Genomic DNA, 24,460 nt, shown 5'->3' on the forward strand with positions numbered 1-24,460 from the left:
GGCGGGCGTCAGATCACGCCCATCTTGCTGGCCTCGTAGACGACCTCCGCGCGACTGCCCGCGTCCATCTTGCGCATGATGTTGCGCACGTGGAACTTCACCGTCGTCTCCGAGATGTACAGTTCCCCGCCGATGTCCCGGTTGCTCAGGCCGCGCGCCAGCAACTGCAGCACCTTCACCTCGCGTTCGGTGAACCTGGGCTGCTGCTCGGGCTGCACGCGCATCGAGCGCACCATCGCGGCGGCCGCGTGCGAGTCGAAGGCGCTCTCGTTGCGGGCCACGGCGCGGATGGCCCGCAGCAGTTCGGTGGTGTCCACGTCCTTGACGACGTAGCCGCGCGCGCCGTGCTGGATCGCGGCCACCACCAGGCTGTCGTCCAGGAACGTGGTGAGCACCAGGACCGCGAGATGGGGGTGACGGCGCGTCAGCCGTGCGCACAGGTCGAGTCCCTCGGTGTCGGCGCCGGTGGACAGCTTCAGGTCCAGCAGCACGATCGCGGGGTGCACACGGTCGACGACGGCCTCCGCCTCGGCGGCCGTGCTGGCCTCGCCCACGACCTCCAGGTCGCTTTCCCGGTCCAGGATCGACCGCAGCCCGTGCCGGACGATCGCGTGGTCGTCCACCAGGACGATCCGCAGCGTGCCCACGGGGGTGGTGAGGTCCTGTTCAGCGGCCATCGGCTGCCTCCTGATCGACGCGCACCGGCAGCGGGATGCGCACCCGCAGCAGGACGCCGCCCATGCGCGAGCGGCGGATGGACAGGGTGCCGCCGAGCTCCTCCGCCCTGGCGACCATGTTGGCGAGTCCCCGGTGGCGCCCCGACAGGTCGGCGGCCCGGGAGAGTGCCAGTGCCCGCCGCAGCTGCGCGGGGTCTCCGGTGCCGTCGTCGGACACGCTCAGCGTGACGGCGTCCGGCAGGTACCGCAGCCGCACCAGCGCCCGGCCCGCCTTGCCGTGCGTGGCGGAGTTGAACAGGGCCTCGCCGGTCAGCCGCAGGACGGACTGCTCGGCCTGCGGCCGCAGCGGCACCGGGGTGCCCTGGACGGACACACGGACGTCCAGCGCGGTCGGCAGGTGCACCGTGGAGAGCCGCTCCAGCATGACCGGGAGCGGTCCGGTCGGCTCCTGCGAGGAGTGGTGGAGCGCGTAGATCGAAGCGCGCAGCCGCTCCACGGCCTGCCGGCTGAGGTCCTTGGCGTCGGCGAGCCGCCCGGCGATCTCCGCCGCACGACCGCCCATGGACTCCAGCTCGGCCCGGCACACCTCCACGGTCATGCCCGCGCTGAGCACGTACTGGGCGACGCTGTCGTGCAGTTCACGGGCGATGCGGTGCCGTTCGTCGTCGAGCGCCTGGTGCTGCATCACGTCGAACAGCCGCGCCTGCGTCTGGGCCAGTTCCGCGTTGCGCGCGGCGAGGTCCCGGGCCTGGCGCTCGGCGGCCTCCGACAGCTCCTCGGTGCGCCCGCGCAGCGCGGTCGCCGCGTGGAAGAGGTAGGTGTTGTGCAGCGCCACGGCGGCCTGGTTGGCCAGGACGCGCAGGATCGCGAGGTCGGTGTCGGCCACCTCGACTCCGGCGCCGGGCTGCGCGGCGATCCCGCCGACGGGTTCGTCGTCCAGGGTCATCGGGGCCCGCACCCAGGCCCGGTCGTCGGCCGACGTGGCCGCCTCCCACGGCCGGGTGCGCAGCACCCGCAGATGTCCTCGCACCTCGGCGGGCAGCAGGGTCTCGTCGTCGATCAGCACGTCGTCGGCGTACAGCAGGAACCGCGGCCGGGCCGCGCGCAGCGCGCCGTCCGCCACGGCCAGCAGCAGCCAGCGCGCCTGCAGGTGGTCGGCCGCGGTCCGCACGACCGCCTCGACCAGTGCCCGGGGCCCCTCGGCGGTGCGGACCAGGGCGCGCGAGATGCCGTCCAGCGCCTCGACGGTGCGCTCCAGCCGCTCGGTGGAGCGCACATAGGCCGGGTAGAACGACCGCTTGCCCGAGCGCAGGCCGGTGAGCACTCCCAGGTCCGCGGTGCGCGGGGACGGTTCGGGCACGGTCATGCGGCCCGCCTCACCGGGCATCCGAAGCGCTTCACAGCGCCGCGCGGAACAGCGTCTCGACGTCGCGGACGCCGACGTTCCGGGGGTTGGTGGCCATGCAGGCGTCCTTCAGCGTGGTACGGGCCAGCACGGGCACGTCGGAGTCGGCGACGCCCAGGCTGGCCAGTCCCTTGGGCACGCCGACGTCGTCGGCCAGGGCCCGCACGAGCTCGGCGAGGCGCACCGCCACCTCGTGCGGGGGAACGCCCTGGGTCGGTATGCCGGCCGCCTCGCCCAGCGCCACGAACCGCTCCGGCCACGCCTGCGCGTTGAACCGGATGACGTGGGGCAGCAGCACGCCGTTGACCACGCCGTGCGGGGCGTCCAGCAGGCCGCCGACCTGGTGGCTCATGGCGTGCGTGGCGCCCAGGATCGCGTTGGTGAAGGCCATCCCGGCCTCCAGGGACGCCTGGGCCATGGCGAGCCGGGCGCCGAAGTCCTTGGGCAGCACCTGGGTGCGCACCAGGTTCCGGGTGATCAGCCGGACCGCGTGCAGGGCGTGCGTGTCGGTGAGCGGGTTGTGCGCCCGGGACACGAACGCCTCGATGGCGTGGGTCAGCGCGTCCAGGCCGGTCGCCGCGTTCAGCCAGTCCGGCATGGTCGTCAGCAGCCGCGGGTCGATGACCGAGATCTCCGGCACCAGGGTACGGCTGACGATGGTGATCTTGATGTGTTCGGTGGTGTCGGTGATGACGGCGAACTGCGACACGTCCGCGCCGGTGCCCGACGTGGAGGGCACCATCACGGTGGGTGGAATCGGCTGCACGACCTCGTCCACACCCTCGTAGTCGAGGATGCGTCCGCCGTTGCCCGACAGGATCGCCACACCCTTGGCGGCGTCGATGACGGAACCGCCGCCCACGCCCACGATGACGTCGCTGCCGCTCTCGGCGTACCGCTGGAAACCGGCCTCGACCTCGCGCTCCTTCGGGTTGGGCGTGACGTCGTGCCACACCACGGGCCGCAGGCCCACCCGCCGCAGATGACCGACCGCCTCGTCGACCCAGCCGGCCTCGATCAGCCCGGGGTCGGTGACGAGGAACGGCCTGCGGGCGCCGAGCCGCAGCGCGCAGTGCCCGAGTTCGGCGAGCGAGCCCGGGCCGAAGACGATCTCGGGGACGTGGAACTTGGCCAGCCGCGTGGACCGGCCCAGGGGCGCGCCGCCCGCCGGCTGCGGCCCCACCAGCTCGCACTGGTACTCGTCACGGCTCCACTCGGCGGTGGGATCCCCACCACCGGTCGTCATGACGCCTGACGCGAGCGACATGCGACCTCCCGGGCCCGTTCCCTTGCGTGAAGTCCGCACCACGTGTGCGACCTTGATTTTAGCGCTCACTTGTCCGATAACTGTCGTCCATACGAGGGCCAAGGTAGGCGGGCGAGCCCGGGTGCGCCACCCGTCCGTCCGGAGGGGGTTCCCCGTCCGATCGGACAGGTGCGCTCGGCGCGGCCTGGGCGGACAATGAGCGATCGTCCCGGTACGACGGCAGGAAAACACATGTCACAGCGCAGTGACCTCCGGCGGCGCAGGGCCACACTGGAGGACGAGTGGTCCCGCTGGGTGCCGCATCTGAAGCAGGCCCGGCGGTCGCCGGGCGGCGGGACACTCCGGCCGGAGGTCTCCGAGTCGTGGGCGCGCTCCCTCACCAGCGTGGACCCGGACCGGGACAGCGCCCCGGCCTCCGACGGGCGCTCGGTCGCCCAGCGGTGGGCCGCCTCACTGCTGCGCCGGCCGGTCGACGACCTCTCCGGCGAACTGCACAGCATCGCCGACGACGCCGGGTTCGTCACCGCGGTCACGGACGAGTCGGGCACCATCCTGTGGACCTGCGGCGGGCAGACCATGCGGCGCCGCGCGGAGCGGGTCAACTTCGCGCCCGGCGGCCGCTGGGACGAGACGGCGATGGGCACCAACGCCCTCTCCCTGGCCCTGCGCACCGGCCGGCCCAGCACCGTCTTCTCCGCCGAGCACCTGGTGACGGCCCTGCACGGCTGGGTCTGCTACTGCGCGCCGGTGCGCGCCCCGGACGGCCGGATCCTGGGCGTGCTGGACCTGTCCACCAGCTGGGACCGTTCGCACCCGCTGGCCATGTCCACGGTGCGTACGCTGGTGTCCGCCATCGAGAGCAGGCTCCGTACGGAGATGCCCGCACCGCGCTCGCCGGACCCCGCCCCGGTGCGGCTGACCGTGCTGGGCGCGGAGCGGGCCGAACGCGGCGGCGTCCCGCTGCCCGTGCGCCCGCGCCAGCTGGAGATCCTCACGCTGCTCGCGCTGGAACCCGACGGCTTCACCTCCGAGCGCCTCCGGGACGCCCTGTACGGCGACCGACCCGTCACGGCGTCCACCTTCAAGGCGGAGGTCTCCCATCTGCGCCGGGCTCTCGGCGGCGGCATCGCCACCCGCCGCTACGCCCTGACCGCGCCCGTCTCCTGCGACGCCGTCGACGTCCTGCGCGCCCTGAAGAACGGCGACATCGCGACCGCCCTGCGCCACTACCGCGGCCCGCTGCTGCCCCGCTCCGAGGCTCCGGGCATCCTCGAATGGCGCGCCCATCTGGAGGTCGCGGTGCGGGAGGCCGTACTGGCCAGCTCCGGGCCCGAGGCCGCCTTGTGGTATGGGGAGAGCGCCCCGTACGACGCGGAGGTGCACGAGCACGCGCTGCGCCTGCTGGCCCCGGACGACAAACGCCGTCCGATCGCGGTGGGCCGCCTCAGCACCGCCCTGCGCGCCTGACCGCGGCGGCCGCCCGGCCTGCGCGTCCTGGACCCGGGACGGCAGGGCCGGGGCCGGGACGCGCAGGCCGGGGCCGGGACGCGCAGGCCGGGGCCCTCCGGTCCGCGGCGGGTCCCGCGGCACCAACCTCGCGCCAACCTCACGGAGTCAGAGTCAGCGGTGTCACGGCGGCCCCGCCCGCCGTCCCCCCCACTCGCCATCCACCGAGGAGAGCCGCCATGGTGTACGCGCAGCCCGGAACAGAAGGCAGCGTCGTCAGCTTCGCCCGCCGCTACGACAACTTCATCGGCGGCGACTGGGTCGCCCCCGTCGAGGGCCAGTACTTCGAGAACCCGTCGCCGGTGGACGGCAAGGTGTTCTGCGAGGTCGCCCGTTCGTCCGCCGCCGACATCGAACTGGCCCTGGACGCCGCCCACGCCGCGGCCGACCGCTGGGGCCGCACCTCCGTCACGGAGCGGGCCAACCTCCTCAACCGGATCGCGGACCGCATCGAGGAGAACCTCGAGAAGATCGCCGTCGCGGAGACCTGGGAGAACGGCAAGCCCATCCGCGAGACCCTGAACGTCGACATCCCGCTCGCCGTCGACCACTTCCGCTATTTCGCGGGCGTGGTGCGCAGCCAGGAGGGCACCGTCGGTGAGATCGACGCGGACACCGTCGCCTACCACTTCCACGAACCGCTGGGCGTGGTCGGCCAGATCATCCCGTGGAACTTCCCCATCCTAATGGCCGCGTGGAAGCTCGCCCCGGCCCTGGCGGCGGGCAACTGCGTGGTCATCAAGCCGGCCGAGCAGACCCCGGTCAGCCTCCTGGTGGTCATGGAGCTGATCGCCGACCTGCTGCCGCCCGGCGTGCTCAACGTGGTCAACGGCTTCGGCGTCGAGGCCGGCAAGCCGCTGGCCTCCAGCCCGCGCATCGCCAAGATCGCCTTCACCGGTGAGACCACCACCGGCCGGCTGATCATGCAGTACGCGTCCGAGAACATCATCCCGGTCACCCTGGAGCTGGGCGGCAAGAGCCCGAACATCTTCCTGCCCGACGTCATGGACACGGATGACGCCTACCTGGACAAGGCGGTCGAGGGCTTCGTGATGTTCGCGGTCAACCAGGGCGAGGTGTGCACCTGCCCCTCCCGGGCCCTGATCGCCTCTTCGATCTACGACGAGTTCATGTCCCGCGCGCTGGAGCGCACCCGGGCCATCAAGGGCGGCAACCCGCTCGACCCGGAGACCATGATCGGCGCCCAGGCCAGCAACGACCAGTTCGAGAAGATCCTCTCCTACATCGACATCGGCAAGCAGGAGGGCGCCGAACTGCTCACCGGCGGCTCGCGGCGCGGTGTCCCCGGCCTGGAGGGCGGCTACTACATCGAGCCGACCGTGTTCAAGGGCACCAACGACATGCGGATCTTCCAGGAGGAGATCTTCGGCCCGGTCGTCTCGGTCACCACCTTCGACTCCCCCGAAGAGGCCGCGAAGATCGCAAACGACACCCTCTACGGCCTCGGCGCCGGCGTGTGGAGCCGCAACGGCAACCTCGCCTACCGGCTCGGCCGCGAGATCAAGGCCGGCCGTGTGTGGACCAACTGCTACCACGCCTACCCGGCGCACGCGGCCTTCGGCGGCTACAAGGGCTCCGGCATCGGCCGCGAGACGCACAAGATGATGCTCGACCACTACCAGCAGACCAAGAACCTCCTGGTCAGCTACTCGGAGCAGAAGCTCGGATTCTTCTGATGGGCACGCGGGTGACGCGGGTCGAGCTGACCGCCGCCGCCGAGGAGCTGCTGCGGAGGCTGACGGCCCGTCACGGACCGGTGATGTTCCACCAGTCCGGAGGCTGCTGCGACGGCAGCGCGCCCATGTGCTACCCGCGCGGCGAGTTCCGGGTCGGCGGCGCCGACGTCCTGCTCGGACACGTCGCCGGGGACACGCCGTTCTGGATGGGTGCCGACCAGTACGCGTACTGGCGGCACACCCACCTCACCATCGACGTGGTCCCGGGCCGGGGCGGCGGCTTCTCCCTCGAAGCCCCCGAGGGGGTGCGCTTCCTGCTCCGGTCCCGCATCCTCACCGACGAGGAGTGGGCGCGCATCGCCGCGGAACCGCCCCTGCCGACCGGGGCCGACACCGCCGGCTGAGCCCGCGGCCGCCCGACGGCGGGCACACGACGGCCACCGCGCCGCCGCAGGCGGTGGTGCAGACGGGGCCGGGCACCTGGTGTCCGGCCCCGTCGCCGCGTACGGAGCCTCGGAAGCCCGAGGAACGGGCGAGTCCCTGGCCGCGGCACACCCCGGGCGGGCCCAGGGCCCGGGGGGCGCCTGCCCCTCAGGCCGCCGCGGCAGCGCCCGTCTCGTCGCGGTCACGGTGGATCGGCGTCCGAGAGCCGGTGAGCGGCACGCCCGTCCCTCCGCGTCTCAGCGCGACGATCTCCGCCGCGATGGACAAAGCGGTCTCCTCGGGCGTACGGGCGCCGAGGTCGAGGCCGATCGGCGACCTCAGCCGGGCCAGCTCCCGCTCGCTCATCCCGGCCTCGCGCAGCCGCCGGTCGCGGTCCCGGTGGGTGCGGCGCGAGCCCATCGCGCCGACGAAGGCGACCGGCATCCGCAGTGCCTCCCTCAGCAGCGGCACATCGAACTTGGCGTCGTGGGTGAGCACGCACAGGACCGTGCGTCCGTCGGTCGCGGTGCGCCGCAGATAGCGGTGCGGCCAGTCGACCACGATGTCGTCGGCCTCGGGGAAACGGGCCCGCGTGGCGAAGACGGGGCGGGCGTCGCACACGGTCACTTGGTAACCGAGGAACTTCCCCACGCGCACGAGCGCCGCCGCGAAGTCGATCGCCCCGAAGACGATCATGCGCGGCGGTGCCACGTTCGACGCGACGAACAGCGTGAGCCCGCCGGGGCAGTGCGATCCGTCCTCGGAGAGGGCGACCGTGCCGGTGCGGCCGGTGTCGAGCAGGGCACGGGTCTCGGCCGCCGCCGTCCGGTCCAGTTCCTCGTGACCGCCCAGCCCCCCTTCGCACGACCCGTCGGGGCGCACGAGCAGGGCCGTGCCCAGAAGTCCGGCCGGGCCCCGGACCACCTGGGCGAGGGCCGCGGGCTCGCCCCGCGCGGCGGCCGACAGCGCCGAGCGGAACACGGCCCGGACGGGCGCTTCCGCCCGGACCGGCGTGATCAGGACGTCGATGATCCCGCCGCAGGTCAGCCCGACCGCGAAGGCGTCCTCATCGCTGTAGCCGAACCGCTCCAGGACGGTCTCGCCGTCCCGGAGCGCCTGGACGCACAGGTCGTACACCGCCCCTTCCACACAGCCCCCGGAGACCGAGCCGATGACCGTGCCCGCCGCATCGACGGCGAGGGCCGCGCCGGGAGCGCGCGGCGCGCTGCCGCCCACGGAGACGACGGTGGCGACGGCGAAGTCCCGGCCCTCTTCGGCCCAGCGGCTCAGTTCCTCGGCGATGTCAAGCATGCGGTGCCTCCGCGTCCGCCCGCAGGACACGGTCCGGACGTATCGGCAGGCTCCGGTGACGGACGCCGGTCGCGTGCCAGACCGCGTTGGCGATGGCCGCCGCGGCTCCCACGATGCCGATCTCCCCGATGCCCTTGATCCCGACCGGGTCCTCCGGGTCCGGGTCGTCGATCCAGTCCGCCTCGATGAGCGGTACGTCGGCGTGCGTGGCGACGTGGTAGCCCGCGAGGTCGGCGCCGACATGGCCGCCGGAGGCGCGGTCCCTGACCGCCTCCTCGTGCAGGGCCATGGAGATGCCCCAGGTCATTCCGCCGACGAGCTGGCTGCGCGCCGTGAGCGGGTTGACGATCCGGCCCGCCGCGAAGATGCCGAGCATGCGTCGGATGCGCACCTCGCCGGTGGTGACGTCCACGGCGACCTCGGCGAACTGTGCTCCGAAGGAGTGGCGTTCCTTCTGCGCGAGGGCCTGGACGGCGGCGGAGGTGTCCGAGCGCACCGTGATGCCCTCGGGCGGGATGCCTGCGCCCAGGGCGAGCCGCTCGCGCAGTTCACCGGCCGCGGCCGTGACGGCCCAGGCCCAGGAGCGGGTGCCCATGGAACCGCCGGCGATCATCGCCGGTCCGAAGTCGCTGTCGCCGATGTGCACGCGGACGCGGTCCGGTGCCGCGCCGAGGGCGTCGGCGGCAACGAGGGTGAGCGCGGTCCGCGCCCCGGTTCCGATGTCGGAGGCGGCGATCCGCACGGTGAAGGTGCCGTCCGCCTCCGCCGTCGCGGTCGCGGTGGACGGTGCGGCCCCGGAGGGGAAGGAGGCCGCCGCCGTGCCGGTGCCGAGCAGCCAGCGTCCTTCCCGGCACAGGCCGGGACGCGGGTCCCGGTCCGCCCAGCCGAACCTTCGGGCACCCTCCCGGAAACAGGCCATCAGGTTGCGGCCGCTGAACGGCAGCCCGGACACGGGCCCCCGCTCGGGCTCGTTGCGCGCGCGCAGCTCGATCGGGTCGACGCCGCACCGCTCGGCGAGTTCGTCGAGCGCCGCCTCCAGCGCGAACGATCCGGGCGCCTCCCCCGGCGCGCGCATGAACGTCGGTGTGGGCACGTCGAGCCGCACGAGCCGGTTGGCCGTGTGGTGGGCGTCGGCGTCGTACATCACCCGTGCCACCCCGGCGCTCGGCTCGATGAACTCGTGCACGGTGGAGGTGAGGCTCAACGAGCTGTGCTCCAGCGCGCGCAGCCGCCCGTCGGTGTCGGCTCCGAGCCGGATCCGCTGGGTCGTGGGGCTGCGGTAGCCGGCGAGCGAGAACATCTGGCGGCGGGTCAGGACGACCCGGACCGGACGCTGGAGCACGGTCGCGGCCATCACCGCGGCCACCTGGTGCGCGCGCAGCCCCTTGCTGCCGAAGCCGCCGCCGACGTGCTCGGAGCGCACCCGCACCGAGGAGGGATCGAGCGAGAACATCTTCACGAGCTCGTCCGCTACCCATGTGCTGCCCTGGTTGGAGTCGATGACGTCCAGCCGGCCGCCGTCCCAGTGGGCCGTCGCCGCATGGGGCTCCATCATGCTGTGGTGCTCTTCCGGCGTCGTGTACTGCGCGTCCACGACGACCGCGGACGCGGCGAGTTCCGACTCCAGGTCGCCCTTCTCCGTCACCGCCGGCATGAATCCGTCCGCCGGATAGCCGTCCGGGTGCGCGGCCGGGAACGCGACGTCGTGCGGCCTCTCGTCATAGTGCACCACGAGCGCTTCAGCGGCCGCCCTGGCCTGCTCGGACGTCTCGGCGACGACCAGCGCCACCGGCCAGCCCATGTGCGGCACCCGGTCGTGCTGGAAGAGGGCGGCGGTCGGGTCCGGCCGGACCCCCAGGACGCCGACGTGGTCGATGTCGACGCGCGGGGCGTTCTGATGGTGCAGGACGGTGAGCACCCCGGGCATCCCGAGGACGGTGCCGGTCTCCATCGAGCGGATGCGGCCGCGGGCGACGGTGGAGAGCACCAGCCAGCCGTGGGCGAGGTCGGCGAAGGGGACCTCGCCCGCGTAGCGGGCCGCTCCGGTGACCTTGTCGCGGCCCTCCACACGGGTGTGCGAGGTGCCCACCGAGCCCCTCGCCGTTCCGGTACCGGTCGTGGCCGTGGTCATCGGGCGGCCTCCTCGGCGAGTTCGGTCAGCACGGCCACCATGAGGTTGCGCATGAGTGTCACCTTGTATCCGTTGTGGGGCAGCGGCCTGGCCGCCGCCAGTTCGGCGTCCGCCGCGGCGGCGAAGGTCTCGCCGTCGGCCGGTGCCCCGGTCAGCATCCGTTCGGCCGTACGGGCCCGCCACGGCCGCGACGCGACCGCCCCGAGGGCCAGGCGCACATCGCGTACGACGCCGTCCCGGACGTCCAGCGCGGCGGCGAGCGAGCCGATCGCGAAGGCGTACGAGGCGCGTTCGCGCACCTTCCGGTAGCGCGAGCGGGCCGCGACCGGGGCGGGCGGCAGGGCGACGCCGGTGATCAGCGCCCCGGCGGGAAGGGCGGTCTCCAGGTGCGGGGTGTCGCCCACGGGCAGGTAGAACTCGGCGAGCGGCAACTCGCCCGGACCGTCGGCCGTTTCGTACGAGACGACGGCGTCGAAGGCCGTCAGCGCCACGCCCATGTCCGAGGGGTGGACGGCCACGCAGTGGGCGGAGGCGCCCAGGATCGCGTGGTTGTGGTGCTCGCCCTCGACGGCGGGACAACCGCTGCCGGGGACACGCCTGTTGCACGGCTGGGTCACGTCGCTGAAGTAGCCGCAGCGGGTGCGCTGGAGGAGGTTCCCGCCGACCGTTGCCATGTTGCGCAGTTGCCCGGAGGCGCCGGCCAGCACGGCCTGAGTCAGCGCCGGGTAGCGGCGGCGCACATCGGGGTGGGCGGCGAGATCGCTGTTGGTGACGGTCGCGCCGATGCGCAGCCCGCCGTCCGGTGTCGGCTCGATCCGTCCCAGGGGAAGTTCGCGCACGTCGATGAGCCGGGCGGGCCGCTCCACGCCGCTCTTCATCAGGTCGACGAGGTTGGTGCCGCCGCCGAGGAAGCGTGCGTCCGAATCGGCGCCCAGCAGCGCGACCGCGCCGGCGACGTCGGACGCCCTGCGGTAGTCGAACTCCCTCATGCCACGGCCTCCTCGGTCTCCGACGCCGTCGCGGCCGCCCGCTCGATCGCCTGGACGATCGACACGTATGCGCCGCAGCGGCACAGGTTGCCGCTCATCCGCTCACGGATCTCATCGGCGGTCAGCGGTGGTGGCCCCGCCTCGGGCCGGACGTCGTCGGTGACGGCGCTCGGCCAGCCCGCCGCGTGTTCCCCGATCACCGCGACGGCCGAGCAGATCTGCCCCGGCGTGCAGTAGCCGCACTGGTAACCGTCGAGGTCGAGGAACGCCTGCTGAACCGGATGCAGCCGGTCGCCCTCGGCCACACCCTCGATGGTGGTGATCTCGCGTCCCTCGGCCGCCACGGCGAACTGCAGGCAGGACACGGCCCGGCGTCCGTCGAGCAGGACGGTGCAGGCACCGCACTGCCCCTGGTCACAGCCCTTCTTGCTACCGGTCAGATCGAGTCGCTCGCGCAGGGCGTCGAGCAGGGTGGTGCGGTGGTCGACGGACAGCGTGTACTTCTCGCCGTTGATGTTCAGGGTGATGGCGCTGGACGTCGATGGGGCCATGATCAGCCTTCTTTCACGTATCCGGACACGTCGCGGGGACGGTCCGGCCGGCGGACGGGTCAGGAGACAAGGAAATGGCGCTGTACGTAGCGATGGTGCGTCGAAGACATGCAGGATGCGGGGATAGGGACGCCGACGGTGGCGGCCACCAGCTGCCCACTCCGGCCGCGTCCGCCCTTATGGTGGACCTAACCGGACAGCTGTCCGCTATCGAGAAACCTAACGGACAACTGTCCGGTTAGCAAGAACGGGCTCGGCCAGGGAGCCCGGAGGGAGGACGAGTGCAGCAGAAGAAGGGCACGCCCTTGCGCTCGGATGCGCAGCGAAACCGCGAGCGGATCCTTGCAGTGGCGCTGACCGAGCTGACACAGTGCGCGGACGTGCCACTGAGCGTGATCGCCAAGAAGGCGGGCGTCGGGCAGGGCACGTTCTACCGCAACTTCCCCAGCCGCGAGTCGCTCGTGCTCGAGATCTACCGCCACGAGATGCAGCAGGTCGCCGACAGCGCGGCCCAGCTGCTGGCCTGCCTGGAGCCCGACCGGGCCCTGCGCGAGTGGATGGACCGCCTCGCCGAGTTCGCCATGGCGAAGGCCGGCCTGGCGGATGCGATCCGGCTGGCCACCGGTGCGCCGGGAGCCCAGGCGAAGCCGGGGCACGCGCCGGTGACCGCCGCGGCCGAACTCCTGCTCCGCGCCAACGAGGAGGCCGGCACCATACGCCCGGGCGTCACCGCGGACGACTTCATCCTCGCCATCGCCGGCCTGTGGCAGCTCGATCCCCGCAGCGACTGGCGGCCGCGCGTCACCCGGCTCCTGGACCTCGTCATGGACGGACTGCGCGCGGGGGCACCCGGGCGCTGAGCACCGCCGGGCGGACGCGCGCCGGTCGCCGGCGAGCGGCGCGCGTCCGAGATGGGACCGGCGCCTCGCGCACCCGGGGACGTTCCAGCGCGGGGACCGGATCGTACCCGGAGGCGGTGAACGGCAATTGCGTCGACAGCGCCCCTCGGCACCCGGCACAGTGGGCGCCCATGACGAGCAGTGAGCTGTGGACCCGCGCGACCGCCGACCGCTACGACGCCGAGGAGACCGAGATGTCCTCGGCCGCCGTTCTCGGGCCGACGGTCGACTTCCTCGCCGAACTCGCCGGCGACGGCCGGGCACTGGAGTTCGCCATCGGAACCGGAAGGGTGGGCGTCCCGCTCCGGGAACACGGCGTGCCGGTGGCGGGCATCGAACTGTCCGAGCACATGGCGGCGGTCCTGCGGCGCAAGGTCGACGAGGACACGCTGCCGGTCGTCATCGGGGACATGGCCACGACCGCCGTACCGGGTGAGTTCACCCTGGTCTACCTCGTCTACAACACCATCACCAACCTGCTCACCCAGGAAGAGCAGGTCGAGTGCTTCCGCAACGCCGCGCGTCATCTGAAGTCCGGCGGTCGCTTCGTCGTCGAACTGAACGTGCCGCCGCTGCGGTTCCTGCCGCCCGGGCAGGTCGCGGTGCCGTTCGACGTCTCCGAGCGGCATCTCGGCTTCGACACCTTCGACCTGGTCGAGCAGATGCTCGTCTCGCACCACCTCACCCGCGACGGCGACGACGGCCGCTACCGCCGCGGCGCGTCCCGGCACCGGTACGCCTGGCCGGCGGAGCTCGACCTGATGGCGCGGATCGCGGGGCTCCGGCTGGAACGGCGCGTCGCGGACTGGGACGGGTCACCGTTCACCCAGGACTCCGCGAAACACATCTCCGTGTGGCACAAGCCGGCCTGAAGCCGGCTCCCTCCCCTCTCGGACGGCCGGCGGTGGACTATCCGAGGAACGACAGACGGACCTGACGGTCGGGATTGTCCCGGTTCGTGTCCACCAGGCACACAGACTGCCATGTCCCCAGCTCCAGTCGGCCGCCGATGACCGGCAGCGTCGCGTGCGGCGGAACGAGGGCCGGGAGAACGTGGTCGCGGCCATGGCCCGGGCTTCCATGGCGGTGCTGCCACCGGCCGTCCGCCGGGAGCAGCGTGTGGAGCGTCGCGAGGAGGTCGTCGTCGCTGCCGGAACCCGTCTCGATGATCGCCACGCCGGCCGTGGCGTGCGGCACGAAGACGTTCAGAAGGCCGTCACGGCCGTCGGCCGCCTCCCGGACGAACGCCGCACAGTCACGGGTCAGGTCGACGACCGTCTCCGAGGATCCGGAGGCGACATGGACAACGCGGGTGCTGAAGGCATCGGGCATGCCTCCATCCTGGCCCATGCGTCCGTCTCCCCACCGGCCGATGGCCCGTCCGGCCCGCCGGCGTGGCGCGTCGGCCCTCCCGGCGTGGGGGTGTTCGCTCCGGTCGTACGAGCGGGCGCCGGCCGCCGGGGAAGATCCGCGACCGCGGCACGGTTGCCGGAGACATGAACACCACCGGAGTGCGCGACGTCGGCGTGGTCGTCATAGGTGCCGGTCAGGCCGGGCTGTCCAGTGCCTACCACCTGCGACGCACCGGATTCACGCCGGACCACGACTTCGTGGTGCTGGACCGCTCCCCCGGTCCGGGCGGTGCCTGGCAGTTCCGCTGGCCCTCTCTGACGTACGGCAGGGTGCACGGGATGTACGCGCTGCCGGGCATGGAACTGGCGAACGCCGATCCGGCACGGCCGTCGTCCGAGGTCCTCGCCGAGTACTTCGACGCGTACGAGCGCGCCTTCGGCCTGCGGGTACGGCGGCCGGTCGACGTCCGCGCCGTGCGCGAGGGCACCGGCGGGCGGCTGCTCGTGGAGACGACCGCCGGGACGTGGTCGACGCGGGCGCTGATCAACGCCACGGGCACCTGGGACCGGCCGTTCTGGCCGCGGTACCCCGGACAGGAGACCTTCCGGGGGCGGCAGCTGCACACGGCCCGGTACCCGGGTCCCGACGCTTTCGCCGGACAGCGAGTGGTCGTCGTCGGTGGCGGCGCGTCCGGCACCCAGAACCTGATGGAGATCGCCCCGTACGCCGCCGCGACCACATGGGTGACCCGGCGTCCGCCGGTGTTCCGTGAGGGTCCGTTCACCGAGGAGGCGGGGCGGGCGGCCGTGGCGCTCGTGGAGGAGCGGGTGCGGCAGGGCCTGCCGCCGCGGAGCGTGGTGTCGGTGACCGGACTGCCGCTGAGCGACGCTGTCCGGCGGGCGATCGCGGACGGGGTCCTGGACCGGCAGCCGATGTTCGACCGGATCGTGCCCGATGGCGTGGAGTGGTTCGGCGGACGGCATGTGGACGCGGATGTGATCCTGTGGGCGACCGGCTTCCGCGCCGCGATCGGCCATCTCGCGCCTCTGCGGTTGCGCACGCCGGGCGGCGGCATCCGGGTCGAGGGAACACGGGTGGTGTCCGATCCGCGGATCCATCTGGTCGGGTACGGCCCGTCGGCCAGCACGATCGGCGCCAACCGGGCGGGCCGCGCGGCCGTACGGGACATCAGGCGGCTGCTGGCGGGGGACCCTGCCGCCGCGGCATGAGGCGTGGCGGTGCCGACGGCCCGTTCGGACGTCCGAGTCGTACGCCGGTCCCCTCCGCTCAGGGGGATGCGGGGCCGCCGCGCAGCCGGTTGAACTCGGCGACGTTGCGCTGCTGCTCGTCGTAGCTCGCTGTGAACCGCGTGTCGCCCGGCTTCACAGTGACGAAGTACAGCCAGTCGCCCGGTGTCGGGTTGAGTGCGGCACGCATCGCGTCCTCACCGGGATTGGCGATCGGGGTCGGCGGCAGGCCCCTGTGCCGGTAGGAGTTGTAGGGGCTGTCGATCTCCGTGTCGTCCCTCGTGGTGGTCAGGGTGAAGCGGTTCATCGCGTAGTTGAGGGTGGAGTCCATCTGCAGCGGCATGCCGCGCTCCAGACGGTTGAAGATCACACGGGCCACCTTGCCCATGTCCGCCTCGGTCGCCGCCTCGGACTGCACGATGCTCGCGACGGTGACGGCCTGATGGAGGCTCATCGCCCGGCGCTGGGGGCCCGCGGCGATCGCACGGAGCCCGAGCCGCTTGTTCGCGGTGTCCACCATGTACCGCAGCAGAGACTGGGGAGTCGATGTCCCGTCCACCGGATAGGTCGCCGGGAAGAGGTAGCCCTCGGGGTTGCCGCGCGCGTCGCGCGGCAACCTGAGACGGGCCTTGGCCAGGGACTTCTTCGTGGCACCCGGCGGCAGCCCAAGGGCCCTGTCGACGGCCGCGTAGACCTGCCCGGCGCGCCAGCCCTCCGGGATCACGAGGGAGGCACGGGGCTTGTGCTCACCGCGCAGGATCAGCACCACCACCGCGGTGGCCATGGCCATGGTTCCGATCACGACGACGGCGACCAGCCCCCGGCGCGTCAGTCGCCTGCGCCTCCGTGGCGGTGTGTTCGCCTGCATGCGGGCACGGTAATCCCCCGGCGGACATAAATACGGCATATCGTCATCTGGTCGACTCCAGTCGGGCGTCCCGGCGGACCAGGGCCGCGTACCGTCCGTCCGATTCCAGCAGCTCCTCGTGCGTGCCCCGTTCGACCGTGCGCCCCGAGTCGAGGACGACGATCTGGTCGGCGCCCCGGACGGTGGACAGCCGGTGGGCGATGGTGAGCGTCGTGCGGTTGGCCGACAGCGCGTCGATGGCCTCCTGGACCGCGTGCTCCGTCCGCGTGTCGAGTGCGCTGGTCGCCTCGTCGAGGATGAGGACCGGCGGGTCGCGCAGGATGGTGCGGGCGATCGCGAGCCGCTGCTTCTCGCCGCCCGAGAAACGGTGCCCTCGCTCGCCGACCACCGTGTCGTAGCCGTCCGGCAGCGAGGCGATGTGGTCGTGGATCTGTGCCGCCTTCGCCGCCGTGTACAGCTCCTCGTCGGTGGCGTCCGGCTTGGCGAAACGCAAGTTGTCGGCGACGGAGGCGTGGAAGAGATACGTCTCCTGGGAGACGACGCCGACCGCGCGGGCGAGCGTGTCGAAGTCCAGGTCGCGCACGTCGACGCCGTCGAGGGTGACGCGCCCGCCGGTCACGTCGTACAGCCGTGGCACGAGATGGCCGAGGGTGGACTTCCCGGCGCCGGTCGGGCCGACCACGGCGAGGCTGCCGCCCGCGGGCACGGTGATGTCGATGCCCTGGAGGATGGAACCGCTCTTGTCGTCGTAGTGGAACTCGACGTCCTCGAAACGGATCTCCCCCTTGATCCGGTCCAGCCGGACCGGATCATCGGGTTCGGTGATGTCGATGGGCAGGTCGAGGTACTCGAAGATGCGCTGGAAGAGTGCGAGCGAGGTCTGGAGCTGCACCCCGGTGGACAACAGGCTGACGGTCGGCCGGAAAAGACCCTGCTGCAGCGAGACGAACGCGACGAGCGTGCCGATCGAGATGGACGGTCCACCGAGCTGGAGCGCCATGCCCGCGGTCCAGTAGATGACCGCGGGCATGGCGGCCATGACGATCGTGATGACGGCCATGCGCCAGCGGCCCGCCATGTTGGACTTCACCTCAAGACCGACAAGGCTCTCGGACTCCTTCTCGAAGGACCGTGTGAGCGAGTCGGCGCGGCCCATCGTGCGCCCGAGAAGGATGCCGCTGACGGAGAGCGACTCGGTGACCGTGGCGGCCATCGCGGCCATCTGCTTCTGACGCTCGGTGGCGATCTTCTTGCGTTCGTTGCCGACGCGGCGGCTGATCCAGACGAACAACGGCAGCAGGAGCAGTGAGACGACGGTGAGCCGCCAGTCGAGGGCCACCATCGCGACGACGGTGGCGACCACGCTGGTGAGATTGGAGACCAGGGAGGTGACGGTGGAGGTGACCGTCGCCTGCATGCCTCCGATGTCGTTGGCGATGCGGGACTGGACCTCACCCGTCCGGGTGCGGGTGAAGAAGGCGAGCGACATGCGCTGGAGCCGGCCGTAGACAGCGGTGCGCAGGTCGTGCATGACGCGCTGGCCGACCGTCGTGGAGATCAGGGTCTGCAGCACACCGAAGACGCTCGTGACCACGGCGCTCAGGATCATGCCGAGCGCGAGCAGGCTCAGCAGACCGGTGCGGCCCTGTGGGATCGCGACGTCCAGGATCTCCTTCAGCAGGAAGGGCGTGGCGACGGAGACCAGCGAGGATGCGCCGACCAGCAGCCCGACGATCGCGAGGCGGCCGCCGTACGGCTTGAAGAGCTTCAGGATGCGGCGCACCTGCCGCGGCTGCTCCGGCGAGCCGCCGGGGGAAGGGGTCCACGTGGTGGATCGGTCGGGGTGCATGGGCTCCTACGGGGGTGGGGCAGCGGCTGCCCGGGGTCGGGCGGCGCTGCGGACGGCACGCCGGCAGCGGCGAGGCGACGGACCGACGATTCACGGATCCTAGCTCATTGTTACCTATGCTCACAATGAATGAGGTCCTGATATGGTTCCCGCATGACCGCCCCCGATCCCGACGGCCTGCTCGCGGAGCAGTTGCTGCGGCTCACCCGCCGGGTCCACCGCATCCAGAAGCGCCACCTGGAGCGAAGCGACCTGGGCATCACACCCGCCCAGTCCCGGCTGCTGCGCACCCTCGCGCACTTCGGCTCTCCGCCCCGCATGGCGGATCTCGCGGAGCGCCTGGAGGTGGTGCCGCGCGCGGTGACCACGCTGGTCGACGGCCTGGAGCGGAGCGGCAAGGTGCGCCGGATGCCCGATCCCACCAACCGGCGGGTGATCCGGATCGAGCTCACCGACAACGGCCGAAAGGCGCTGCGCGAGCTGCGCGGTGCGCGCAGGTCCGCCGCGGAGGAGATCCTCGCCCCTTTGACCGATGAGCAGCGCCAGGTGTTCGGCGGGCTGCTCGACACCTTGATCGACGGCGGCGACGCGCCTGCCGCTCCGGGACCCGGGCACCGCTGCTGACGTCGAGCGGTGTGGACGCCCCGGCTCCCCGGGCCCACGCCTGCTGCGCCCCCTGTGCCGCGCGGCCGACCTCACCACGACCGGACGGCGCCCGCCTTGTGCGGTGCCCGCTGTCGCCCGAACGGCCGTACTCCGATTTCACCGCTCGCCTGCACACGCCCCCATGACGGCGTCGTGCCGGGAGCCGGATCCCGCCGCCCGGTCGGAAAACCGTTTGCCTCCGACCACACTCCGACGCGAACCTTTCACGGTTTGTTGCGGGTCCCCGCGGACGTTGGCGCGCACCGCCGCCCGCGCCGCACGCCCGGAATCCACCCCTGACACGAGCCCCTGGGACGTCATGCAGATTCACGACCTTCCGTATCCCGACCCGGGTGTGCCGGACGCGCGCTCAGGTCCCCGGTTTCTGTGGTGGCTCGGCCGTAATCAGCTGGGCGGACAGGCCAGATCCCTCGCATGGGGGCTGCTGCACTTCCTGTCCGTCTGCGGGCTGCCGTTCTGTGTGGGCCTGGCCGTCCAGGCCGTCGTCGACCGCTCGGGCGCGCGGCTCGCTCTGACGGGTGGGCTGCTCCTGGTGTGCGGAGCCGGCATCGCGCTGGGCGACACCATGCTGCACCGCACCGCGGTCACCAACTGGATCACGGCGGCCGCGCGGGTGCAGCAGCTCCTGGCCCGCCGGACGGCCCATCTCGGCTCCGCCCTGACCCGACGGGTCGCGGCCGGTGAGGTGGTCGCGGTCTCCACCGGCGACGTCGAGAAGATCGGCTGGTTCGTGGAGGCCGTCTCACGCTTCGGCGCGGCCGCGGTCACCGTCGTCGCCGTCTGTGCCGGTCTCGTCGTCTACCAGCCCGCGCTCGGCGTCGTCGTGGCCGTGGGCGTGCCGGTACTGGTGCTCGCCGTGCTACCGCTGCTGCCCCGGGCGACCCGGCGCGCCGACATCCAGCGCGAGAAGGCGGGCCGGGCCACCGAACTGGCTTCGGACACCGTGGCGGGGCTCAGGGTGCTGCGCGGTATCGGCGGCGAGGAACTGTTCCTGGACCGCTACCGCCGGGCCTCGCAGGAGGTGCGTACGGCGGCCGTGCGCAGTGCCCGGATGTGGTCGCTGATCTCGGCGGTGCAGGTGCTGCTGCCGGGCCTGCTGATGATCACGGTGGTCTGGCGCGGGGTGCAGCTGGCCCGCGAGGGCCGGATCGCGATCGGTGAACTGGTCACGGTGTACAGCGCGGTCATGCTGCTCACCTATCCGCTGCAGCACTTCCAGGAGATCGCCATGGCGTACTCCTTCTCGCGGCCGTCCGCCCGGCGCGCGGCCCGGGTGCTGTCGCTGGAGCGCGCCACGGACTTTGCAGGCTCCCGCGAGGCATGCGTCCCGGTCGGTGACCTGTACGACCCCCGGACCGGGCTGCTCGCGCCCGCCGGGAGGCTCACCGCCGTGGTCTGCGGCAACCCGGACGCGGCCGGCGTGCTGGCCGAACGGCTGGGCGGCCATCCCGTCGAGGAGGGCACCTCGGTGCTCCTGGGCGGCGTCCCACTGGACGAACTGCCGCTGGATTCCGCGCGTACGGCGGTCCTCGTCCAGGACAAGGACCCGGTGCTGCTGTCCGGCTCGCTGAGGGAGCTCCTGGACGTGCCCGCCTCGGACGCCGTCAGCGCCGGGGATGCCCTGGCCGCCGCGCAGTGCGACGACGTCCTGGACGCGCTCACGCAGGCGTCGCGGGCCGGCGAGAGCCCGATGGACGCACGGATCACCGAGCGCGGACGGTCCCTGTCCGGGGGGCAGCGCCAGCGGCTCGCCCTGGCCCGGTCGCTGATCACGGACCCGCAGGTGCTGGTCCTCGACGAACCGACCTCCGCCGTCGACTCGCACACGGAGGCGCGGATCGCCGAGGAACTGCGCCGGCTGCGGGCGGGCCGCACGACGGTCGTGTTCACCTCGTCCCCGCTGCTCCTGGACCGCGCGGACCGGGTCGTGCTGGTGCACGAGGGCGAGGTGGCGGCGGTCGGCCTGCACCGCGAACTGCTGCACGCCGAGCCCCGTTACCGCGCGGTCGTGACCCGCGAGACCGACGACGAGGCCGCCCGCCACAGCGGCGTTTCGGCCGAACTGGAAGAGATCGAGGAGAGCGCATGATCGGCGTGGCGCCACCGGCGTACGACCCGGCGGCACCGACGGCGGCGGACACCCTGCCCGTCGGCGCCCCCGCGACCGTACGCGCCTATGTGGCCGAGCTGTTCCGCCGGCACCGCCGGTCCTTCGTCCTGCTCATCGTCGTGAACACGGTCTCCGTCGTCGCCTCGATGGTGGGCCCGTACCTGCTGGGCGGGCTGGTGGAGCGTGTGTCCGCCGGGGCGGGGGACCTCCGTCTCGGCTCCACCGTCGCGCTGTTCGTCCTGGCGCTCGTCGTCCAGGCCGTGTTCGTGCGACTGGTGCGGCTGCGCGGTGCCGTGCTCGGCGAGCGTATGCTGGCCGATCTCCGGGAGGACTTCCTCGTACGGTCGGTGGGGCTGCCGCCGGGGGTCCTGGAGCGGGCCGGGACCGGTGATCTGCTGTCCCGGATCACCACCGACATCGACCGGCTCGCCGACGCCATGCGCGAGGCCGTGCCACAACTGGCCATCGGCGTGGTGTGGGCGCTGCTGCTGCTCGGCGGCCTGGCCGTCACCGCCCCTCCGCTCGCTCCCGCCGTGCTCGTCGCGGTGCCCCTGCTGGTGATCGGATGCCGCTGGTACTTCAGGCGGGCGCCGTCGGCCTACCGCTCCGAGGCCGCGGGGTACGCGGCCGTGGCCGCCGTCCTCGCCGAGACCGTCGACGCGGGGCGCACCGTCGAGGCCCACCGCCTCGGACATCGGCGCATCGAGCTGTCCGACCGGCGGATCAGGGAGTGGACCGCATGGGAGCGGTACACGCTGTGGCTGCGGTCTGTGCTCTTCCCGGTCATCAACCTCACCCACACCATGGTGCTGTCCTCGGTCCTGATGATCGGCGGGGTGTTCGTCCTGCAGGGCTGGATCGGCGTCGGCCAACTGACGACGGGCGCGCTCATCGCGCAGATGCTCGTCGAGCCGGTGGGCCTGATCCTTCGCTGGTACGACGAGCTGCAGGTCGCCCAGGTGTCGCTGGCCCGGCTGGTCGGGGTCCGCGACATCGAGCCGGACGCGGGCGACACGTCACTGGCCCCCGAGGGACGCGACGTAGAGGCCGACGAGGTGCTCTTCGGTTACCGCGAGGGCGTCGACGTGCTGCGCGAGGTCTCCCTGGAGGTGGCGCCCGGGACCCGGCTCGCCCTGGTCGGACCCTCCGGCGCGGGCAAGTCCACCCTGGGCCGGCTGCTCGCCGGGATCTACGCGCCGCGGGCCGGCCGGATCACCCTCGGCGGCGCGGAGCTTTCCCGGATGCCCGCCGAGCGGGTGCGCGCACACGTGGCCCTGGTCAACCAGGAGCACCATGTGTTCGTCGGCTCCCTGCGCGACAACCTGCTGCTGGCCCTCCCCCACTCGCGTCTTCACACGAGCGGGGCGGTGGGAACCTCCGCGGAGGCCGTCGACGTCGAGCTGTGGGCGGCGCTGAACGCGGTCGGCGCGGGCGGCTGGGCGCGGGCACTGGACGACGGTCTGGACACCGAGGTCGGCTCCGGCGGTCTGGCGCTCACCCCGGCGCAGGCGCAGCAGATCGCGCTGGCCCGGCTGGTGCTCGCCGATCCGCACACGCTGGTCCTCGACGAGGCCACCTCGCTCCTCGACCCACGCGCGGCCCGCCATCTGGAACGTTCCTTGGCCCGTGTCCTGGACGGCCGCACGGTCGTCGCGATCGCCCACCGGCTGCACACCGCCCAAGACGCCGACGTCATCGCCGTCGTCGAGAACGGGCGGATCAGCGAGCTGGGCAGCCATGACGAGCTGGTCGCCGCGGACGGGGCGTACGCCGCGCTGTGGCGGTCCTGGCACGGCTGACGTCGGCCTCGCGCCGGGGCGGACCTGCGCGGCTCGGCCGCCGGTTCCGGCCTGCTTCCACTGCCCGGCGCCCATGTCGCCGCTGCCGTTGCGCGGGGACGAAGGGGGGTGGAAGGCTGGATGTGGAACCGGCGCGGGGGGAGTGCCGGAACCATCCGGTCCGGGAGGGCGCGGTCCGCGCCGGGCGGTGCCCCCACGTCCGCCGTCTGGCACGGCGGCTTCCGGTTCCGCCGCACCACCTGGAGGTACCCGTGGACAGCACCGACGGATGGGGAGACGACGTCTACCAGCCCGACGGATCCGAGGTGCAGGACGACGCGGGGCTGCTCGACGCCGAGGACACCCTGGACACCGACGGAGTCAGCAACCCGCTCGACCGCGGATGGTCGCCCCCGGAGCGGCCGTGGGCGGTGGAGCACACGGGCGTGACCGCGGCCGAGAGGCAGCGCGGCGAGACCCTGGACGAGCGGCTCGCCGAGGAGGTCCCTGACATCACGGTCCCGTACGGCGACGGCATAGGCGACAGCGCGGACAGCGACGGCGAACCTCTCGACAACGAAGTGGGCGACGCCCGCTCCGGCCGGCTTGTCGCCCCCGACGAGGGGGCGCACGAGGACGAGGAAAGCGGCTTGATCGCCACCGACGTGGGCATCGACGGTGCGGCGGCCTCAGCCGAGGAGGCGGCCGTGCACATCGTCGACGAGGACACCCTGTCGGGCTGAGGACGCCCGCCCGGCACCACCCGGGGACACCAGGGGACGCCCCCATCTCCCGGTGCGCGGCCCGGACGGGGCGAACCAGCAGGCCCCGCGTCGGCCGGCGTCCTCAGATGACGTTGAGCGCCGCCGCGCCGCCCACCCCTCCGAGCAGCATGAACACCGGCATCAGCACCTTCAGCTCGACCCAGCTGCCCGCCCGGAACCGCATCGCCTTCGGCGGTCCCAACGGGTACCAGCGCTTGCGGCCCACCGGTATCGGCCACAGGATCGGGCAGCCGGACACCGTCAGCGCGTCCCCGATGTCGTGCACCAGGGCGCCGAGGACGATCGGAAGGCCGAGCCACAGGTACTCCTGCCCCGGAGCGGTGAACAGCCAGTCCGAGCCGTTGCCCGGTTTGTCGAGGATGCCCGCGAGGATCCACGCGCTCGTCGCGGCCAGCAGCCACACCAGCACATCGCTGCTCGAACCACGCGCCGCCCGCCACAGCAGCCCTTCGATGGCCAGCACCATGTGCACGAAGAGGATGGCCAGCACCGCCCACCGGCCGCCCGCGATGGCGGCCACGGATGTGCCCGCACCGATCAGCACCGCCCACAGCCACGTGTGCGTCAGCGTGCGGTGGCCTCCGGACCGGCGCGGGTCGCCGGGCTTCCGGGACGCCTTGTAGACGGCGTAGGACAGCTTGTCGACGATCTCGCACAGCCAACGGGAGAGAGGGCCGAAGGCTCGCGAAATGGTGGCCGCCTTGTGGTCCAGATCCGGGGCCAGCGCGGCACCCGCGCAGACGAGAGCGCCGACGAGGAGGACCGGCCAGGGCATCGGGTGCCCCGCCGCCGCGGCGGCCGCGCCTACCCCGAGCCAGGCCGCGGCCCCCGACAGTGAGTGTGCTGGTCCCATCATCCCGCTCTCCGCCCCATTCCTTGTGCAGCGCCGGCCCGTTGCGGGCGCACTGACGCTTCGTCGGCGCCACAGCGTAGCCCTCGTGATCTTCG

21 protein-coding genes are annotated in these 24,460 nt (G+C 72.4%); 10 read left to right on the plus strand and 11 right to left on the minus strand.

What is annotated here, in order from left to right:
• Positions 1 to 8: 8 nt before the first annotated feature.
• Genes ACFSL4_RS05750 through ACFSL4_RS05760 form a run of 3 tightly spaced genes read right to left on the minus strand, consistent with a single transcriptional unit; the run spans position 9 to position 3,349 of the window.
• Positions 9 to 677, minus strand: a complete 669-nt coding sequence (locus ACFSL4_RS05750; protein WP_381079187.1) for a MadR family response regulator transcription factor — start codon at positions 675 to 677, stop codon at positions 9 to 11.
• On the minus strand, positions 667 to 2,043 hold the full coding sequence (locus ACFSL4_RS05755) for a MadS family sensor histidine kinase (RefSeq protein WP_381079189.1): 1,377 nt from the start codon (positions 2,041 to 2,043) through the stop codon (positions 667 to 669). Before ACFSL4_RS05755 ends, ACFSL4_RS05750 begins: the two co-directional genes overlap by 11 nt.
• A gap of 31 nt (positions 2,044 to 2,074) precedes the next feature.
• Entirely contained in the window at positions 2,075 to 3,349 is a 1,275-nt protein-coding gene (locus ACFSL4_RS05760; protein WP_381079191.1) for an iron-containing alcohol dehydrogenase, read from the minus strand.
• A 231-nt stretch (positions 3,350 to 3,580) separates the two neighbouring features.
• Here ACFSL4_RS05760 and ACFSL4_RS05765 point away from each other — a divergent pair, with 231 nt between their 5' ends.
• From ACFSL4_RS05765 to ACFSL4_RS05775, 3 genes are all read left to right on the plus strand, one after another.
• Positions 3,581 to 4,816 carry a transcriptional regulator gene (locus ACFSL4_RS05765; RefSeq protein WP_381079193.1) on the plus strand — a complete coding sequence of 412 codons (1,236 nt, stop codon included), beginning with the start codon at positions 3,581 to 3,583 and terminating at the stop codon, positions 4,814 to 4,816.
• A 218-nt stretch (positions 4,817 to 5,034) separates the two neighbouring features.
• Entirely contained in the window at positions 5,035 to 6,552 is a 1,518-nt protein-coding gene (gene exaC, locus ACFSL4_RS05770; protein WP_381079195.1) for an acetaldehyde dehydrogenase ExaC, read from the plus strand.
• The gene (locus ACFSL4_RS05775; protein WP_381079197.1) at positions 6,552 to 6,956 is read left to right on the plus strand and encodes a DUF779 domain-containing protein; all 405 of its coding nucleotides are present in this window, start codon (positions 6,552 to 6,554) and stop codon (positions 6,954 to 6,956) included. Before exaC ends, ACFSL4_RS05775 begins: the two co-directional genes overlap by 1 nt.
• Before the next feature lie 187 nt (positions 6,957 to 7,143).
• On the opposite strand, the gene ACFSL4_RS05780 is transcribed toward ACFSL4_RS05775, so the two are convergent.
• The 4 genes from ACFSL4_RS05780 to ACFSL4_RS05795 are packed head-to-tail and all read right to left on the minus strand — an operon-like array spanning position 7,144 to position 11,957.
• Positions 7,144 to 8,286, minus strand: a complete 1,143-nt coding sequence (locus tag ACFSL4_RS05780) for an XdhC family protein (protein ID WP_381079199.1) — start codon at positions 8,284 to 8,286, stop codon at positions 7,144 to 7,146.
• Positions 8,279 to 10,417 carry a xanthine dehydrogenase family protein molybdopterin-binding subunit gene (locus ACFSL4_RS05785; protein WP_381079201.1) on the minus strand — a complete coding sequence of 713 codons (2,139 nt, stop codon included), beginning with the start codon at positions 10,415 to 10,417 and terminating at the stop codon, positions 8,279 to 8,281. Before ACFSL4_RS05785 ends, ACFSL4_RS05780 begins: the two co-directional genes overlap by 8 nt.
• Complete coding sequence (locus ACFSL4_RS05790) at positions 10,414 to 11,406, minus strand: FAD binding domain-containing protein (protein ID WP_381079203.1); 993 nt, start codon at positions 11,404 to 11,406, stop codon at positions 10,414 to 10,416. Before ACFSL4_RS05790 ends, ACFSL4_RS05785 begins: the two co-directional genes overlap by 4 nt.
• The gene (locus ACFSL4_RS05795) at positions 11,403 to 11,957 is read right to left on the minus strand and encodes a (2Fe-2S)-binding protein (RefSeq protein ID WP_381079205.1); all 555 of its coding nucleotides are present in this window, start codon (positions 11,955 to 11,957) and stop codon (positions 11,403 to 11,405) included. The genes ACFSL4_RS05790 and ACFSL4_RS05795 overlap by 4 nt, the downstream gene beginning before the upstream one ends.
• A gap of 281 nt (positions 11,958 to 12,238) precedes the next feature.
• Between ACFSL4_RS05795 and ACFSL4_RS05800 the strand changes: the two genes are divergently transcribed.
• The gene (locus tag ACFSL4_RS05800) at positions 12,239 to 12,817 is read left to right on the plus strand and encodes a TetR/AcrR family transcriptional regulator (protein ID WP_381079207.1); all 579 of its coding nucleotides are present in this window, start codon (positions 12,239 to 12,241) and stop codon (positions 12,815 to 12,817) included.
• Positions 12,818 to 12,987: 170 nt separating this feature from the next.
• Positions 12,988 to 13,728, plus strand: a complete 741-nt coding sequence (locus ACFSL4_RS05805; RefSeq protein WP_381079209.1) for a class I SAM-dependent DNA methyltransferase — start codon at positions 12,988 to 12,990, stop codon at positions 13,726 to 13,728.
• A gap of 37 nt (positions 13,729 to 13,765) precedes the next feature.
• On the opposite strand, the gene ACFSL4_RS05810 is transcribed toward ACFSL4_RS05805, so the two are convergent.
• Positions 13,766 to 14,188 (minus strand): secondary thiamine-phosphate synthase enzyme YjbQ, encoded by a 423-nt coding sequence (locus ACFSL4_RS05810; RefSeq protein WP_381079211.1) that lies wholly within the window; start codon positions 14,186 to 14,188, stop codon positions 13,766 to 13,768.
• A 164-nt stretch (positions 14,189 to 14,352) separates the two neighbouring features.
• On the opposite strand from ACFSL4_RS05810, the gene ACFSL4_RS05815 reads away from it, so the two are divergent.
• Positions 14,353 to 15,438, plus strand: coding sequence for an NAD(P)-binding domain-containing protein (locus ACFSL4_RS05815; protein ID WP_381079213.1), 1,086 nt, complete (start codon positions 14,353 to 14,355; stop codon positions 15,436 to 15,438).
• 58 nt (positions 15,439 to 15,496) lie between these two features.
• On the opposite strand, the gene mltG is transcribed toward ACFSL4_RS05815, so the two are convergent.
• Positions 15,497 to 16,324, minus strand: coding sequence for an endolytic transglycosylase MltG (gene mltG, locus ACFSL4_RS05820; RefSeq protein WP_381079215.1), 828 nt, complete (start codon positions 16,322 to 16,324; stop codon positions 15,497 to 15,499).
• A 43-nt stretch (positions 16,325 to 16,367) separates the two neighbouring features.
• The gene (locus ACFSL4_RS05825; protein ID WP_381079217.1) at positions 16,368 to 18,173 is read right to left on the minus strand and encodes an ABC transporter ATP-binding protein; all 1,806 of its coding nucleotides are present in this window, start codon (positions 18,171 to 18,173) and stop codon (positions 16,368 to 16,370) included.
• 153 nt (positions 18,174 to 18,326) lie between these two features.
• Between ACFSL4_RS05825 and ACFSL4_RS05830 the strand changes: the two genes are divergently transcribed.
• From ACFSL4_RS05830 to ACFSL4_RS05845, 4 genes are all read left to right on the plus strand, one after another.
• Positions 18,327 to 18,797 (plus strand): MarR family winged helix-turn-helix transcriptional regulator, encoded by a 471-nt coding sequence (locus ACFSL4_RS05830; RefSeq protein ID WP_381079219.1) that lies wholly within the window; start codon positions 18,327 to 18,329, stop codon positions 18,795 to 18,797.
• 340 nt (positions 18,798 to 19,137) lie between these two features.
• Positions 19,138 to 20,928: an ABC transporter transmembrane domain-containing protein gene (locus ACFSL4_RS05835; RefSeq protein WP_381079221.1), complete on the plus strand. Its 1,791-nt coding sequence runs from the start codon at positions 19,138 to 19,140 to the stop codon at positions 20,926 to 20,928.
• Positions 20,925 to 22,748: an ABC transporter ATP-binding protein gene (locus ACFSL4_RS05840; protein WP_381079223.1), complete on the plus strand. Its 1,824-nt coding sequence runs from the start codon at positions 20,925 to 20,927 to the stop codon at positions 22,746 to 22,748. Before ACFSL4_RS05835 ends, ACFSL4_RS05840 begins: the two co-directional genes overlap by 4 nt.
• Before the next feature lie 251 nt (positions 22,749 to 22,999).
• Positions 23,000 to 23,470 carry a DUF5709 domain-containing protein gene (locus ACFSL4_RS05845; protein WP_381079225.1) on the plus strand — a complete coding sequence of 157 codons (471 nt, stop codon included), beginning with the start codon at positions 23,000 to 23,002 and terminating at the stop codon, positions 23,468 to 23,470.
• A 103-nt stretch (positions 23,471 to 23,573) separates the two neighbouring features.
• Here ACFSL4_RS05845 and ACFSL4_RS05850 read toward each other — a convergent pair whose 3' ends face one another.
• Positions 23,574 to 24,368: a metal-dependent hydrolase gene (locus ACFSL4_RS05850; RefSeq protein ID WP_381079227.1), complete on the minus strand. Its 795-nt coding sequence runs from the start codon at positions 24,366 to 24,368 to the stop codon at positions 23,574 to 23,576.
• Between the last annotated feature and the right edge of the window lie 92 nt (positions 24,369 to 24,460).

It is taken from the genome of Streptomyces caeni, from assembly GCF_042678285.1.
Classification (GTDB): Bacteria; Actinomycetota; Actinomycetes; order Streptomycetales; family Streptomycetaceae; genus Streptomyces; species Streptomyces caeni.

Coding starts and splice junctions, on each gene's coding strand:
- ACFSL4_RS05765 (WP_381079193.1), top strand. CDS start 3,581: ATGTCACAGCGCAGTGACCTCCGGCGGCGCAGGGCCACACTGGAGGAC.
- exaC (WP_381079195.1), top strand. CDS start 5,035: ATGGTGTACGCGCAGCCCGGAACAGAAGGCAGCGTCGTCAGCTTCGCC.
- ACFSL4_RS05750 (WP_381079187.1), bottom strand. CDS start 677: ATGGCCGCTGAACAGGACCTCACCACCCCCGTGGGCACGCTGCGGATC.
- ACFSL4_RS05795 (WP_381079205.1), bottom strand. CDS start 11,957: ATGGCCCCATCGACGTCCAGCGCCATCACCCTGAACATCAACGGCGAG.
- mltG (WP_381079215.1), bottom strand. CDS start 16,324: ATGCAGGCGAACACACCGCCACGGAGGCGCAGGCGACTGACGCGCCGG.
- ACFSL4_RS05830 (WP_381079219.1), top strand. CDS start 18,327: ATGACCGCCCCCGATCCCGACGGCCTGCTCGCGGAGCAGTTGCTGCGG.
- ACFSL4_RS05825 (WP_381079217.1), bottom strand. CDS start 18,173: ATGCACCCCGACCGATCCACCACGTGGACCCCTTCCCCCGGCGGCTCG.
- ACFSL4_RS05805 (WP_381079209.1), top strand. CDS start 12,988: ATGACGAGCAGTGAGCTGTGGACCCGCGCGACCGCCGACCGCTACGAC.
- ACFSL4_RS05835 (WP_381079221.1), top strand. CDS start 19,138: ATGCAGATTCACGACCTTCCGTATCCCGACCCGGGTGTGCCGGACGCG.
- ACFSL4_RS05755 (WP_381079189.1), bottom strand. CDS start 2,043: ATGACCGTGCCCGAACCGTCCCCGCGCACCGCGGACCTGGGAGTGCTC.
- ACFSL4_RS05790 (WP_381079203.1), bottom strand. CDS start 11,406: ATGAGGGAGTTCGACTACCGCAGGGCGTCCGACGTCGCCGGCGCGGTC.
- ACFSL4_RS05760 (WP_381079191.1), bottom strand. CDS start 3,349: ATGTCGCTCGCGTCAGGCGTCATGACGACCGGTGGTGGGGATCCCACC.
- ACFSL4_RS05815 (WP_381079213.1), top strand. CDS start 14,353: ATGAACACCACCGGAGTGCGCGACGTCGGCGTGGTCGTCATAGGTGCC.
- ACFSL4_RS05775 (WP_381079197.1), top strand. CDS start 6,552: ATGGGCACGCGGGTGACGCGGGTCGAGCTGACCGCCGCCGCCGAGGAG.
- ACFSL4_RS05780 (WP_381079199.1), bottom strand. CDS start 8,286: ATGCTTGACATCGCCGAGGAACTGAGCCGCTGGGCCGAAGAGGGCCGG.
- ACFSL4_RS05785 (WP_381079201.1), bottom strand. CDS start 10,417: ATGACCACGGCCACGACCGGTACCGGAACGGCGAGGGGCTCGGTGGGC.
- ACFSL4_RS05810 (WP_381079211.1), bottom strand. CDS start 14,188: ATGCCCGATGCCTTCAGCACCCGCGTTGTCCATGTCGCCTCCGGATCC.
- ACFSL4_RS05840 (WP_381079223.1), top strand. CDS start 20,925: ATGATCGGCGTGGCGCCACCGGCGTACGACCCGGCGGCACCGACGGCG.
- ACFSL4_RS05850 (WP_381079227.1), bottom strand. CDS start 24,368: ATGATGGGACCAGCACACTCACTGTCGGGGGCCGCGGCCTGGCTCGGG.